Annotated in this window: 15 protein-coding genes; 13 read left to right on the top strand and 2 right to left on the bottom strand. The window is 35.9% G+C overall.

All coding sequences use genetic code 11. The features are described 5' to 3' along the window. The first annotated feature begins 20 nt into the window (after nucleotides 1-20). The 11 genes from LGQ02_RS21055 to rlmH all read left to right on the top strand — a co-directional run bounded on the left by LGQ02_RS21055 (nucleotide 21) and on the right by rlmH (nucleotide 10,933). Entirely contained in the window at nucleotides 21-392 is a 372-nt protein-coding gene (locus LGQ02_RS21055) for a DUF2512 family protein (RefSeq protein WP_226516229.1), read from the top strand. Nucleotides 393-590: 198 nt separating this feature from the next. Further along, nucleotides 591-1,058, top strand: a complete 468-nt coding sequence (locus LGQ02_RS21050; RefSeq protein WP_226516228.1) for a DUF2512 family protein — start codon at nucleotides 591-593, stop codon at nucleotides 1,056-1,058. A 342-nt stretch (nucleotides 1,059-1,400) separates the two neighbouring features. After that, nucleotides 1,401-2,852 (top strand): peptidoglycan DD-metalloendopeptidase family protein, encoded by a 1,452-nt coding sequence (locus LGQ02_RS21045; RefSeq protein ID WP_226516227.1) that lies wholly within the window; start codon nucleotides 1,401-1,403, stop codon nucleotides 2,850-2,852. Nucleotides 2,853-3,093: 241 nt separating this feature from the next. Next, nucleotides 3,094-3,801: a response regulator YycF gene (gene yycF, locus LGQ02_RS21040; protein ID WP_226516226.1), complete on the top strand. Its 708-nt coding sequence runs from the start codon at nucleotides 3,094-3,096 to the stop codon at nucleotides 3,799-3,801. Nucleotides 3,802-3,804: 3 nt separating this feature from the next. Beyond that, complete coding sequence (walK, locus tag LGQ02_RS21035; RefSeq protein ID WP_226516225.1) at nucleotides 3,805-5,622, top strand: cell wall metabolism sensor histidine kinase WalK; 1,818 nt, start codon at nucleotides 3,805-3,807, stop codon at nucleotides 5,620-5,622. Continuing rightward, nucleotides 5,619-6,983 (top strand): YycH family regulatory protein, encoded by a 1,365-nt coding sequence (locus tag LGQ02_RS21030; RefSeq protein ID WP_226516224.1) that lies wholly within the window; start codon nucleotides 5,619-5,621, stop codon nucleotides 6,981-6,983. Before walK ends, LGQ02_RS21030 begins: the two co-directional genes overlap by 4 nt. Before the next feature lie 2 nt (nucleotides 6,984-6,985). Beyond that, entirely contained in the window at nucleotides 6,986-7,768 is a 783-nt protein-coding gene (locus LGQ02_RS21025; RefSeq protein ID WP_226516223.1) for a two-component system regulatory protein YycI, read from the top strand. Nucleotides 7,769-7,772: 4 nt separating this feature from the next. Further along, the gene (locus LGQ02_RS21020) at nucleotides 7,773-8,567 is read left to right on the top strand and encodes an MBL fold metallo-hydrolase (RefSeq protein ID WP_226516222.1); all 795 of its coding nucleotides are present in this window, start codon (nucleotides 7,773-7,775) and stop codon (nucleotides 8,565-8,567) included. 248 nt (nucleotides 8,568-8,815) lie between these two features. Continuing rightward, a complete protein-coding gene (locus LGQ02_RS21015; RefSeq protein WP_226516221.1) occupies nucleotides 8,816-10,027 on the top strand; it encodes a S1C family serine protease in 1,212 nt (403 codons plus the stop codon). A 193-nt stretch (nucleotides 10,028-10,220) separates the two neighbouring features. Then, entirely contained in the window at nucleotides 10,221-10,379 is a 159-nt protein-coding gene (locus LGQ02_RS21010; protein WP_226516220.1) for a CxxH/CxxC protein, read from the top strand. A 68-nt stretch (nucleotides 10,380-10,447) separates the two neighbouring features. After that, nucleotides 10,448-10,933, top strand: a complete 486-nt coding sequence (rlmH, locus tag LGQ02_RS21005) for a 23S rRNA (pseudouridine(1915)-N(3))-methyltransferase RlmH (protein WP_226516219.1) — start codon at nucleotides 10,448-10,450, stop codon at nucleotides 10,931-10,933. Here rlmH and LGQ02_RS21000 read toward each other — a convergent pair. Together LGQ02_RS21000 and LGQ02_RS20995 are read right to left on the bottom strand one after the other, a co-directional pair. Next, the gene (locus LGQ02_RS21000) at nucleotides 10,868-12,577 is read right to left on the bottom strand and encodes a recombinase family protein (RefSeq protein WP_226516218.1); all 1,710 of its coding nucleotides are present in this window, start codon (nucleotides 12,575-12,577) and stop codon (nucleotides 10,868-10,870) included. The genes rlmH and LGQ02_RS21000 overlap by 66 nt on opposite strands. After that, nucleotides 12,570-13,340: a hypothetical protein gene (locus LGQ02_RS20995; RefSeq protein ID WP_226516217.1), complete on the bottom strand. Its 771-nt coding sequence runs from the start codon at nucleotides 13,338-13,340 to the stop codon at nucleotides 12,570-12,572. Before LGQ02_RS20995 ends, LGQ02_RS21000 begins: the two co-directional genes overlap by 8 nt. A gap of 124 nt (nucleotides 13,341-13,464) precedes the next feature. Here LGQ02_RS20995 and LGQ02_RS20990 point away from each other — a divergent pair, with 124 nt between their 5' ends. Both LGQ02_RS20990 and LGQ02_RS20985 read left to right on the top strand, forming a co-directional pair. Continuing rightward, entirely contained in the window at nucleotides 13,465-13,608 is a 144-nt protein-coding gene (locus LGQ02_RS20990; protein ID WP_226516216.1) for a hypothetical protein, read from the top strand. A 51-nt stretch (nucleotides 13,609-13,659) separates the two neighbouring features. Beyond that, a complete protein-coding gene (locus LGQ02_RS20985; RefSeq protein WP_226516215.1) occupies nucleotides 13,660-14,709 on the top strand; it encodes a hypothetical protein in 1,050 nt (349 codons plus the stop codon). Nucleotides 14,710-15,077 lie beyond the last annotated feature (368 nt).

Raw genomic sequence — 15,077 nt, 5'->3', positions numbered from 1 at the left:
TTCTAAAATGAGGGATATAAATGAAACATGTAGCAGCAATATGTATTAAATTTATTATTATAACGTTTGTATTATTAATGATCCTGTCAGCCATTTATAATTATCCGTTTCTTTCAACAATTACCCTTTCAGCATTTGTCGTCGGTATTAGCTACCTTGTTGGAGATATAGGGATTTTACGCTTTTCTAATAATACTGTTGCAACCATTGCTGATTTAGGATTAATTGCTATTATTGTTTGGCTTCTAGGTCCGTTAATTTATGGAGCCGATGTAACATTTATCGCAGCAATACTTTCAGCAGTTTTTATTGGTATGGGGGAATGGGTTTTCCATATTTATTTAGCACATGAAGTATTACAACGAAAAAAAGATCCATCACCACAGTCATAAAGTAAAAGCATCCTTTGCTTTTACTTTTTTTATTTGCCTTTAAATATCAAGTTCTGGTAAAAGCAGTATAAGCGCCATTTGCGTGTCTATGGTATATATTGGGGCAATCATATTTCATTGAAAAAAGAGACATCCTAAAAGTGATTCTTCCGAGGCAACTATGTTTAAGTGCTTAAATTCCTAAAAGGAGTTTTTAAAATGAAACATCTTATTGCATTGGCGATAAAGTATGGAATTGTAGGGATTGTTCTTCTGTCTACGTTGTCATTGTTTCAAGTACCCATAACTGTGATATTGTTGATGACATTATTAGTCATCATTCCTGCATATATTATAGGTGACCTTCTTATATATCGGCGATTAGGAAATTTAATGGCTTCTGTTGCAGATTTTATCTACTATACAGTAGCGGTTTGGGTGTTTATGGCATTATTTATTACGACGACGAATACAACGAATGGGATGAATGCCATTTTTACTGCGATTTTTGTGACTTTTGTTGAAGCTTTGTATCACGAATTTTATATAGCAAAAGCATTCAAAGTGGAGAAAGAGAGTATTCATCTCCCATTTAATTCTCAGTTTAGTACAGAGTTTGCAAAAGAAGTGGATCCTCAATTAAAGAAAAAGAAGAATGATTATCAACAAAATAATGAAGATGATTAAATAAGCCTCCCTGTTCATTCGTTGAAAATGATGTACAGGGAGGACTTTTGTTTTACTATAACCCCGACCTAACTTCCTATAACCAATGAAATAACTCTCCATTAAACCAGATCCTTATAGAACATCGATTAACAATAAGATTACAAAAAAACGTCATTTATGATAGGAAATCAACCACTATTTTGGTTGTAGTTACAAAAAATTACAGAAATAATACATTTATTTTACGAATTGATAAATTCCGCAAATTTTTTAAAATATATGATAGAATAAATTTTGGTTAATAGAATAGGAAATTTGTATTAATAGAGATAAATGAAGATTGTATATAGGGGGAGAACAATGGTATTTACAAATAAACCATTCTTTTCGTTACGAGGCTTTACCATTTTTGCATTAATTTTTTGTTTATTTTTTGTATCATTTTCAAAGTTGACTAGTGCGGATACGACTACATCAGAAGAAGATACTACCCAAGGTTTTCAAATGATTTACCACGTTTATTATGGAGATAATAGAATTGGTATTGTTGATGACAAACAAATTATTGAAGATTTTAAAGAGAACCATATTGAAACTGCTTCCACAAAATATGAAGATATAAACTTAACTTTTGAAAATGAGATTACATATATTCCAGAACAAGTATTCATGACCCGAGCATTAAATGATTTGACAGTCGACTTATTAGAAGCTGAAGTAAATATTCATGCAAAGGCTCATTTATTAACGATTGGTGATGAAGAAGTAGGACATGTTTCATATGAAACAAACATGGATGACTTTCTACGTTCCTTTATATTAGAATATGTACCTGAAGAAGAATTAGAAGCTTATGAAGGAAAAGAAGAAGATGAGGAACTTTCTCTTGAAGTAGGCGATTCGAAAATTATAAATATAGATTTTACAGATGACATTGAGTGGAAGGTATCTTCGGCGTATCCAGAGGACATTTTGACAGAAAAAGATGCGTTTAAGAAAATTCAACAAGGCACGCTAGAAGAAGAATTATATACAGTAGATAAAGGTGATGTACTCGGTACAATTGCAGCAGATCACGATTTAACGACAAGTGAACTTCTTTCATTAAATCCAGATATTACAGAAGACTCTTTACTTCAAATTGGTGATAAAATCAATGTGACTGTTTTAAGGCCAATGTCCGATGTGATAATTGAAAAGGTTGGCAAAGTAGAAGAAGAAATTCCATATAAGACAGAAACAAAGGAAGATAGTGCCCTTTGGCAAGGTGAAACTGAAGTAAGACAGCAAGGTGAAGAAGGCAAGAAAATCATTGAATATACAGTTACCTATGAAAACGGACAAACGATAAATAGGGAAACAACCTCTGAGGAAGTCATTTCTGAACCGAAAAATAGAGTTGTTGTTAATGGGACAAAGACCTCTCCATCACGAGGTACAGGGCAACTAGGTTGGCCTGCTGTTGGTGGATATATCTCGAGTTACCAAGGAACGCGTTGGGGAAGGTTTCATCGGGGAATTGATATTGCCCGCCCGTCAAACTATAATATACTAGCTGCTGATAATGGAACTGTATCATCAGCTGGTTGGGAAAATGGATATGGTAATACAATTCGCATCAATCATAATAATGGATTAGAAACAATGTATGCTCATTTAGAAAGAATTGATGTTAATGTTGGTCAAACAGTGGGAAAAGGACAAGTGATTGGGCGTATGGGATCAACAGGAAACTCTACTGGTATACATTTACACTTTGAAGTATACCAAAATGGCCAATTAAAAGATCCAATGGACTTCTTGAATTATTAATATGAATAGATCCCTCTTAACCTGTTGGTTGGGAGGGTTTTTTACATATTTATATAGAGAATAGAATTATTTGTAAAAATTACCGCTAATATAAAGGCTATTTTTGTTTTTTTTCTTAGAGTGAATTTATATAATAAAGGAAATAGAAACGTCATTCAAAGCTAACTAATTCTTTATATGATAGAATAAAATAAGTTGACAAAATGGTATAAGTTACGTTCAACAATAGGAGCTGGTAACGATGGATAAGCAAAAAATCTTAGTCGTAGATGATGAGCAGCCAATTGCAGATATTTTAAAATTTGGATTAGAAAAGGACGGGTTTGACGTCATCGTCGCATATGATGGAAGTGAAGCGATTGAAAAGGTTAAAGAACACGTACCCGACCTAATTTTATTAGACATTATGCTTCCTTTTAAAGATGGGATGGAAGTATGCAGAGAAGTACGGAAAACATATGATATGCCAATTATCATGCTTACAGCAAAGGATTCTGAAATAGATAAAGTCTTAGGGTTAGAACTAGGAGCCGATGATTATGTTACAAAACCGTTTAGCACGAGGGAACTAGTCGCTCGGGTAAAAGCAAACTTACGTCGTAATCAACGATCAAATGAACCTGAACAAGATAAAAAAGAACTACAAATTGGTGCACTGCTAATTCAGCCAGATGCCTACCTTGTAACAAAGCGTGGGGATCCTATCGAGTTAACGCATCGTGAATTTGAATTGATCTATTATTTAGCGAAACACCTTGGCCAAGTGATGACACGTGAACATTTGCTTCAAGCAGTATGGGGGTATGACTATTTTGGTGATGTAAGAACGGTTGATGTTACAGTGCGCCGTTTGCGTGAAAAGGTAGAAGATAATCCGAGCCATCCAACGTATATCGTAACTCGTAGAGGAGTTGGGTACTACTTAAGGAATGCCGATCAGGAGAATTAAGAGATGAAAAATATTCGCTTCTACAAATCAATACATGTAAAGATTGTCGTTATTTATGTGTTATTGATAATGGTTGCTATGCAAGTGATTGGTGTATATTTTACTGGTCAACTAGAAGGGAAACTGATTGCTAATTTTGAAGAGCGTCTTGATGAACATACGAGATTACTTGCTTATAATGTAGAGCAAGAGTGGACAAGAGATGTTGAAGATGAAGAACGAGACTTACAGTGGGAAATCTCAACTTTGTTAACAGATTTATATAACATCGGGGATACAGATGTTCAAGTCATTGATAGCAATAATACCGTCATTGCTGCAAGTCCAGGAGTTCGTTCTACAGTAGGTCAAAGAACAACGGAAGTGCGGGTGAAAAGAGCACTAACTGGAAACCGAGCAGAAGATACATTGCTACATCCAGAGACACATCATAGAATTAGAGTGCTTGCTGAACCGATTGAGTCTGATAATGAAATTATTGGAGCTTTATATATTGAAGCATCTATGGAAGATATTTATGACCAGATGCAAGATATTAACCAAATTTTAATGACAGGAACTGTGATGGCTCTAACGATTACAGCTCTGTTAGGTATTGTATTATCTCGTACAATTACTCGTCCGATTGTTGATATGAAGCGTCAAGCGGTCGTGATGGGTAGAGGAGATTTTTCTCGCAGTGTAAAAGTTTATGGAGACGATGAAATTGGTCAGTTAGCAGATGCCTTTAATGAACTAACGAATAAACTTCAGGACGCACATGCAACCACTGAAGGTGAACGACGTAAACTTTCATCTGTTCTTACACATATGACAGATGGAGTTATTGCAACAAATAAGTATGGAAATATCATTTTAATGAACCGCCGAGCGGAAGAAATGCTTGATGAAAAACAAGAAGAAGTTCTCGATTCGGAGATTTTAAAAGTGCTTAATTTAGATAAGTTCATGAAGTTAGATGACTTATATCAAATTCAAGATCCTATTTTATTAGACTTCGATAATGATGAGGAAGAGGTTATTTTAGAAGCGAACTTTTCAGTAATTGAAAAGGAAGATGGAAAGAAAAATGGTTTAATTGCCGTTTTACATGATGTTACAGAGCAAGAAAGAATTGAAGAGGAACGACGCGAATTTGTTGCCAATGTTTCTCACGAATTAAGAACACCTCTTACATCAATGAAGAGTTATTTAGAAGCATTAGCTGATGGGGCAATTGAAGATAAAGAAGTTGCACCTCGCTTTATTAATGTTACGCAAAATGAAACAGAAAGAATGATTCGGTTAGTTAATGATTTGTTACAGTTATCGAAAATGGATAGTAAGGACTTCCATATGAACATTATTTCATTTGAAGTATCATCGTTTGTTGAGCAAATCATCGATCGATTTGAAATGACAACAAAAAACGAATCAATTGTATTTAAACGAAAGATTCGTTCGAGAGATGTTTATGTAAAAGGAGATCGAGATAAATTAACACAAGTAATGGACAATATTGTCTCTAACGCAGTCAAATATTCTCCTCAAGGTGGAGTGATTACTTGCATGTTAAAAACGGAAAACGGTCGAGTCATCATTAGTATTAAAGATGAAGGTGTTGGGATTCCAAAAGAAAATATTCCACATGTATTTGATCGTTTTTATAGGGTAGATAAAGCAAGGTCCCGTAATTTAGGTGGGACAGGATTAGGCTTAGCTATTGCAAAGGAAATTGTTCATACACATGGAGGCGCGATTTGGATTAGTAGTGATTGGGGGAAGGGAACCATCATTTCCTTTAGTCTCCCGTTAGATGAAGAGGCGGTGGACAATACATGATTGAACATATTAAATCCGTCATTCTATGGGTTCTTGTCCTTACAAGTGTCGTATTAACATGGCAGATTTGGACGTATCAGCCTGAATACGACATTAGAACAGACGTGGAGTACTTTGAGTCAACAGAAATAGGTGAGGAACGCTCAGCTAATGATTTACTCATCCCCCATCAAGTGATCGTTCATGAAGATGGAGATATTTTTTGGGTTAAGCCGTATCAAGATGCTTATCAAATAATGATGGAAGAACTTGATGACCTATCAATACCTATGCTTCGAACAGGAGATAGTCGTAGGGTTCCTTCAATGCTTAGTAATTATCAAGGGATAAATGTTGAGATAGTGTTTAAAGAACCAATGCAAGGCCAATGGATGCATCGATTGTTTGATTTAGAGGACGAGCATTTTCCATTGGAAACAGTCGACCGAATTCTTTTCTTTGAAAATCAAGAGTCGACAAACGCTGAAGTTTCAGTGCGTTTCATTTCATTAGATGAAGCAAATAATGTCCAAGCAGATACGGATATGTCATTAAATAGATTACAAACAATTTATGAAGCTAAGAGAGAACAGTTCGTTCCGGTAACGAAGCAAATTTTCACAAACAATCATAACCAGCTTTATCAAGATGTGAAATATTTGCCTAGTGAAGATTTTGTTATGAATACGTACACGTATTTGTCAAAGAACCTTGATGAAAATGACTTCATTTCAGCTTTATTTTCAGATCCGGAATTTGTTAAAAGCTACCCACAAGGTAACGAAACTGTCTATACAGATGGAAACAGAATGATGAGTATCATCGGTAACGGTCTTATACTGGACTTCGCGCATCCATCAACAGGAATTACCCAGATGGACGGTCCAACAGAAACATCGATTTTAAGAGCGAGTTTAGATTTTGTAAATGCTCATAAAGGGTGGACAGATCATTATGTAATTGACAGCTGGCGAGAGACATCAGGTCATGATTATATTCAATTTCGTTTAAATATCCAAGGTTTGCCGATATTAGGGTCAAACATTAATCGAGAAGGTTTCTATACCATGAAAGTAACAAGATCGGGAAACCAGATTATAGAATATAAGCGCTCATTATTTGAACTAAATGAAGAGGACTTTGAGATAGAAACGAGTATCTCCTTACCACATTTTGAAGACGTATGGAGTTATATTGAGGCAAGTGAGGCATTAAACGAGTCGCTGATTGAAGATATAAAGATCGGTCACTATATGAATCGTCAAGGTTCATTAGTTTACTTGACTCCAGCGTGGTTTATAAAAGAAAGAGGTAGCTGGCACCAAGTGGATTTAGATGCAGGAAATATTCAGCAAGGTATTCCTAATCGTGAGGTTGAATAGCTATGGACTTTAGTAAAACGAAATCAATATTTATCTTGACGTTCTTGATATTAAATATTTTCCTCGGCCATCAATTATTTGAGAAAAGAACATCTGGAGATATTGGTGCACTTTCACAATCAACGTTACAAGAAGAGTTAAATGAATGGAATATTGATGTTAAGATCAATGATTCAGAAGAAACGAAATACGGATCGTACATTACAGGTACTTTAACAACTTTCGATGCGGAATATTTACAAGAAGAACTTGATCGCCAAACGATATATGTAAACGATTATCAAATTATTGCTGAGATGGATGATCCATATATATTGGCTGATGGCAATTTACCTGCTAGTGTTGATGCTTTTTTACAGCAATATGTTATTAACGGCCAGGAATATGAGTTTTCCAACTATGATGAGGAACAGCAAATCATTACATTGCATCAAACTTATGAGGGAAGACCGATTGATAAATATAGTCCATCCCGTGTTCATCTTGTTTTATATTTAAATGATGACCTTGAAGTGATAGCCTATACCCAAGAGTATATGGCAATCTCACCTCAAGGTAGAGAGCAAGAAATGCTAACTCCAATGAAGGCAGTTGAAGCGTTACTAAAAGAGCAATTAATTCCAGAAGGCACGGTGATTGACAATGCTAGGTTGGGTTATAATAGCGAAATTCAACCAACAGGAGAAATACAAGTGTTTGCACCTGTTTGGCAAATACAAGTAGGTGAAGAAACCTATCTTGTCTATGCGATCGATTCAGTCGTGCGACGTGTGGAGAGTGAATAACAACATGAGTTTACGGTTAAGTGTTTTAGCGAGCGGAAGTACAGGAAATGCAATATATGTAGAAACCGATGATCAAAAGCTATTAATTGATGCTGGCTTAAGTGGAAAGAAAATCGAAGAATGTTTTGAAAAAGTGAATGTGTCGCCAAAAGATTTAGACGGAATTTTAGTCACTCATGAACACAGTGATCACATTAAAGGAGTAGGTATTTTAGCAAGACGTTACAACTTACCAATCTATGCAAATGATAAAACGTGGAAGGCGATGGAAAGTAAGTTAGGAACAGTAACGTTAGATCAGAAATTCCACTTTGAAATTGGTGAGACGAAGGCCTTTGGACAGCTCGATGTAGAAACATTTGGTGTGTCACATGATGCTGCAGAACCGATGTTTTTTACGTTTCACCATGGAGGAAGGAAGTTATCGATTGTTACTGACACCGGTTATGTCAGTGAACGCATAAAAGGGATAACAAAAGACTCAAATGCTTTCGTCTTTGAGTCGAATCACGATATGGATATGTTACGTATGGGCAAATATCCATGGAATATCAAACGAAGAATTCTAGGAGATGAAGGGCACGTTTCCAATGTTGATGCAGGATTAGCCTTAGCAGATATATTAACAGACAAGCCTGCTTCCGTTTATTTAGCACACTTAAGTTTAGATAATAATATGAAAGATTTAGCGAAAATGACTGTACAGCAAACGTTAGAGGAAAAAGGATTTGCTGTTGGTGATCAAGTAAAACTTTATGACACCGATCCGTTAAAACCAACCCCGGTCATAAATGTATAATTACGAATTGACATGGGAAATCTTAATATGTGTGAAAAATTATCGAAAACCATCCAAAATAATAGACGCATCTATTCATAGTTTTATAAAATAAAGATGGATGATAATAAACATAAGACTTTTCTCTTAGAGAGGATGTTCAAAAAGTCCGGTAAAAATGACACATCGAATTTCTTCGTTGGAAAGTTTGTATATTTTCCGAAACTTATTGAACGTCCTCACAATATTGATGATGAGGAGGGTTTTCCATGGGATATTATGATAACCAATATGAAACGACGAGAAGAAAAGAGCGAAGATCAACAAATCGTTTAAGTTTATTTTCATTTATTGGTGCGATTATAGGAGCTCTTATTGTTGTTTTTTCCATTCCTATTTTAGCAAATTACGGCTTACTACCTTATGATGTTGTACCAAAAGGTTCGGATGTAATCGATACAACAAGTGAGATCGTCGAAGAGCAAGAAGTAACAAACGTTCAGTTAAATATGACATCGGAAGTCATTGATGCCGTTGATCGAGTGTCTGAAGCAGTCGTTGGCGTTATTAATATGCGCGACTCCTCAGGGTTCTTCCAAGGGAATCAGGAAGGAACTGGGTCAGGAGTTATCTATAAAGTTGAAGGTGATCTTGCTTTTGTTGTCACGAACCAGCATGTGATTCAAGGAGCAAATGAAGTTGAAGTTACACTTGCAGATGGATCAAGAGTAGAAGCAGAAATTGTTGGTGAAGATCAGCTAACAGACTTAGCGGTTTTAACAATTGATGCAGAAAATGTAACAGATGTCGCTGAATTTGGAAACTCAGATCATTTACGAGCGGGTGAGCCCGCGATTGCAATCGGAAACCCACTAGCATTTGAAGGGTCTGTCACATTAGGAATTATTAGCGCAGTAGAACGAAGCATTCCAGTTGATTTTTCTGGAAATGGGCAACCCGATTGGGAGGCAGAAGTATTACAAACAGACGCTGCAATTAACCCAGGGAATAGTGGCGGAGCATTGTTAAATATTCAAGGTGAAGTCATTGGCATTAACTCGATGAAAATTGCGCAACAAGCGGTAGAAGGAATTGGCTTTTCGATCCCTTCAGCGATCGTATTGCCAGTCATCGAAGATCTCGAACGTTATGGTGAAGTTCAACGTCCACAAATGGGTGTAATCATTCGCTCTTTAAATGAAATTCCAAGTGCGTATTGGCAAGGCATGCTTGGCTTACCTGAAGACGTGAAAGGTGGCGTGTATATAGAAGGTGTACAACCTGATACTCCAGCATCTAATGCGGGTCTTAAAGAAGGCGATGTCATCGTTGAACTTGAGGGAGAAGCAATTAAAGATACGCATGATCTTCGTCGATTCTTATATACAGAAAAACGCATCGGTGACTCGATGACAGTAAGGTTCTATCGAGATGGTGAGTTAGAGGAAGTTGAATTAACGTTAGATAAACAAGTTTTTTAACATGAACGAACGTAAATAAGCTCAGGGGGAAAAGATAGAACCTCCTGGGCTTTTCTATTTTATTGTGGATAAGTAAATCGATGTGACACAACTTGAAGTTATCCACACGATGAAGTACTTAGAACGAAAAGGTCAAAATCATATGTTATAATACCGTACGTATAAAGAAGTGATGTAAAGGAGCGATAAAAGAGTGATATATAGTTGCAAAGAGCATATTGATATAGCGATTGAAGAAGCAATAGATGAAAATGGAATGCCTCCACAATTAGAAGAAGTTTTAAATGATAAAGAGTTTTCCACAGTATGTTTCATGTGTGAAGAACAAGCAAAATACAAAGTAAGTGGATAACTCCACAAACAACCTGTGTATATGTGGATAACTATTGTGGATAAAAAGTTTAGAAAGGATATGTACATGTGAATATCTCGATAATGACAGTAGGGAAATTAAAAGAAAAATATTTAAAACAAGGAATTCAAGAATATGAGAAGCGATTGTCATCCTACGCGAATGTGCAGGTCGTCGAAGCTCCAGATGAGAAGGCACCTGAAAATATGAGCGAAGCAGAAGTACTCCAAGTAAAACAAAAAGAAGGAGAAAGGATTTTAAGTAAAATCAATTCGGATACATATGTGATTGCTCTAGCGATTGAAGGAAAGAAATGGACATCTGAACGCTTTGCAAAAGAACTAGACCAATTAGCTACATATGGCAAAAGTAAAGTCGCTTTTATCATTGGTGGATCAGTTGGATTAAGCGATGACGTATTAAAACGTGCAAACTTACATCTTTCATTTTCTGATATGACGTTTCCACATCAACTTATGCGTCTCGTACTACTTGAACAGATTTACCGAGCGTTTCGGATTAATAGGAATGAACCGTACATACTTCAAGGGTAAAATGTTAAGCGAAGACATCGCTTCGCTCACCTTTTTACCATCAGTAATTTCCCAAACAGAGTTGTCCACTGGTTGAATAAAATCTGTATTAAGGGTGTGCAACAACTCTCCTGTACCTTCATTTTGTAGTCCTTCGATTGTGAAGTCAAAATGCAGATCAACCCTTGTCACATTCCGTGGTGCTTCTCTAGTTACATGGATTTCTTTGATGATCATATGAAACAATGACTTCTGTTGTTCTGGATCCGCAGACTGTAAAACTTGATCAAAATTTGATAAAAGGTGATACAATGCTTCATCATCGATAGGTGTTGTGTCGCAAACTTCTAACCCTTCATTGAGTTCCTCAATTTTTGCTTCAATGCTTTCTTTCTCTGTTGTGAGTTCTTCTAACTTGGGCTTAAATATCGACTTTAGTGATGGGTCATCCATTAATTCGTTGATGATATTCTTAATTTGTGTCTCTACTTTAGATAGCTTCTTCTGCATGAGCCTTAGTTCTTCGGTGATAGGTTCATGAGCTTGACTTCGCTTCTCATTTACACTTTTAATAATCTTCTTGATAACGTAAGGTTCAGCAGTAATTCTTTTTAACTCATCGAATACGTGCTGTTCAACTTTCCCTGCTGGCACTGAGTGAGCTTTACAAGCTTCTTTTCCTTGAGTTTGATAAAGCCGACAAATATAGTAGCGATATTTCTTACCTTTACTTCCTTGTGATTTTCCTGAAGTCATTCCAGTACCGCATACAGGGCACTTTACTAATCCAGTTAATAGATAAGGCTCTGTCGACTGTGTTGGTCTGCGACCACGCTTTTTTCTAATTTGCTGGACACGATCCCATTGTGATTGTTCGATAATGGCTTCATGTTGACCATCAACAAGGATGTAATCATCGTTCTTTCCTTTACGCTTCTTTTCAGTCCATTTTTCATAAAGGTTATAACGTATCTTTCCAATGTAAATAGGGTTATCCAGAATCGTTCTTATTGTGATAACAGAGAAGAGTTTCCCTTTTTTAGTTTTGTATCCCATGTCATTTAGCCGATTTACAATTGCTTTGTAGCCTAATTCTTGTTCAGCGTAGTTGAAGATCATCCGGACAACGTGGGCTTCCTCTTCATTAATGACGAGCATTTTATTGACAGAATTATAACCAAGAGGTCTACCACCATTGTGTAACCCTTGTTTTGCTCGTTGGATCATCCCCATCTTCAGACGATCATTGATTGTATTTCTTTCAAACTCTGCAAAGTTACTCATCATTTGGAACATCATTTTCCCTGCAGGATTAGCGATATCGAAGTTTTCCTTTAAACTTATCAATCCTATATCAGCTTGTTGACACCGTTCTGCAATTTCCATAGCATCTCTCGAATTACGTGCAATACGGTCGATCTTATAAACGATGACTTTTTTGAATGTTCCTTTTTCAATATCTTTCAAAAGGCGAGTCATCTCTTGGCGTCCAGCGATACTTTTACCACTGGCACCATTGTCGATGTATCTTTCGACAATATCCATTCCATGATTTTTCGCATAAGTTTCAAGCTCTTCAATCTGTGCTCTGATGCTAAATCCTTCTTTAGCTTGTTCTTCTGTGCTTACACGAGCGTAGATTGCAGCTGGTATTGGGTTAGTCATTTTCTGTTTCTTTCCTTTCAGACTTTTTATTAAGGTTTTCAATTAACTTTTCTGTATAATTAATTGCTCTTTCACGAGCAAGGTTATCAGTTTCAATTAGATCACTGTGATGATGCCAAGGAAAAGCACTTAGTGATGTTTTACTATGGTCAAGGTAATCTTTGGCAATTCGAATAGCATTATTCTGTTTAGTTTGATCAGTTAAGGAAGGATCCATAGAGGCGTCAATAGTATTCATTTGATTCAGTATTTGAGAAAGCAAAAGAAATATCTGTTCCTCTGAATATTCGACTCGACTTGTATGAATGAACATCATCTGTTCATCTTTGTTAGAAGAAACTTTACTAATTGTCATCTTAATGTTGTACTCATTTTCTAGAAGCGGGTTTATTCCATCAATAGAAGGATTCTTCGAGTCAAAATCAAGACCCCCATTATCAAAGGTATTCAATATTGCAGGTGTTAGCTTAACTGAAGTGATGTGACTTTGTTCATAAAAATCGTCGAAAAACATGTATAAGTCTGCTCCAAAGTCTTTAGCAATTCCATGTAATACTCGTGCAGGGATATCCTTTGTTTTTCCTCTTTCAATTGTTGTCAAAGTAGACTGAGAAAATAGTTGTACTCTATTTGCTACGCTCTTTCCACTAAAAACATTGCCGAACTCCTCTTGTAGAACTTCTCGAATATATCGAACTCTTTTTCCCATTTGTAAATCTTCCAGTTCTGAAAGATGGGACTTATTTAAGGTTATTGAACCCATTCGTATTCCCTCCTAACCATTGATTAACTAAACTATATCACTTAATTTGATAAAATGATAGGGGTATTGATATTTTTAATTTAATCATGTTATGATTTGATTCATGAAAGGGAGGTGATGAAGGATGAATCTTAAAAAATGCGAATGGAACGAAGGCGAGAATGATCAAAGTAGCGTAAAAGCTTGGTTGCTGGAGAAGGAAGACAACCAAGGTCGGTTTATAGAGCAGTTGGCTGAAATGGTAAATAAGTTTATAGAGAAGAAATAATTGATTTCTCTGTAATACGTGCACAACTATAACGTTAAGGAGGTACTGTTTATGTTTGATACAGTAAAGCTTGCTATTCCATTAGTACTATCTGAGGGAGAACTATTGGCTGTTAACTGGACAAAAACTAATTCATCTACAAAGAACCCGGGAGAAGTAGATGAAGTGAAGACTATCTTCTACATGTTTCATGATGATAGTTTTATAGGTAGTCCGTTTATAAGGTATACCAGTAAGGAGAATGATTTTTCTGTAGGTTGGCTAAAAGTTGAAGTTTCTATTCCTAAGTTTATTTGTGGGGCAAATGTGTATGAATTAGAAGGTAATGACTTAGATAATTTTTTTAAGGTGCTAAAAAAATACCTCTCAATTCATCTGAAAGTTCCTTTATCAAGGATTCCATCGAAGGAACAGTGGGGTGTTGAAAAAGTTCATGTATGTAAGAACTTTAGTGTTGGGAATTTAGTGAAACACTATTTATGTGCTGCATCTAAACAAACTATTCCAAAGTTTAAACGCCGTCATTATTATTCGAAAGGTAGTAATGATATTGAGACAATAGAATGGATCGCAACTAAGAAGAAGGAAAAGTTTTATGACAAGGAAGCTGAACTACTTCAGAAAGCAGATTATGAGGAAAAGGATCGTCATCTAAGAAGAGCAGCGGGATTATTGAGGTATGAGATTGAGTTGTCAGATACGGAGATTAGATTAATTAGTCCAGATAGGAAAGCAGTAGAGGTTCTTAGACCACAGGTAGCGATTGAGGCTCTACAGAAAGGGATAAAACGCATTGGATTGAATCAAGGGGTAAAATACTCATGTTTAAAGCATGTTATAAACACAATTAATCATGCTGAATTAGACAAGAGAACAAGATCATCTTTGATTGCTTTTGCAACGGAATGGATTGTTAGCAGTGAAGATAAATGTAGAAGCAAGTATTCTAACAACAACTTCTATAAGAATAAAAAGCGCTTAAGAAAAGTATTAGGAATCAATGAACTTCTTTTAAGTGATATTTCATTACCGCCATTAGAAGTTATGTGTGAACGAAAAAAAGACTGCCATTGTTCTAGTGAAACAATAGCAGTCAGTTAAGTCATGTTGATTATATTTTACCATCATCCATTAGGAACATCAATTTCATCACACAATGAGTTGCGAGTATAGTGTGTCATGATGAATAATTATTTGGTAACTTGAAGATCTAATGAAAAAAGTACCATTCCAATGTTACAATTTCGCCATTTGCTGGATATATACAAAGTAAAAGGAATGAATTGGGTTAGTGGTTATATGTGAGGAAAGAGCTCATTTTGTATAAATCGCTCTACACCAGTGTTATGCTAATATTACATGGTGGTACATAGTCAAAGAAGCGGGAATATGAGAAAAGTTAGCCCATTTCATCTATTGAATGTTAATGGGAAGGCCAAATTGCTTGCTACGACTGTGTTTAAGAAGAT

Source organism: Bacillus shivajii, from assembly GCF_020519665.1.
Classification (GTDB): Bacteria; Bacillota; Bacilli; order Bacillales; family Salisediminibacteriaceae; genus Bacillus_CA; species Bacillus_CA shivajii.
This window is presented reverse-complemented; position numbering and strand designations above follow the sequence as displayed.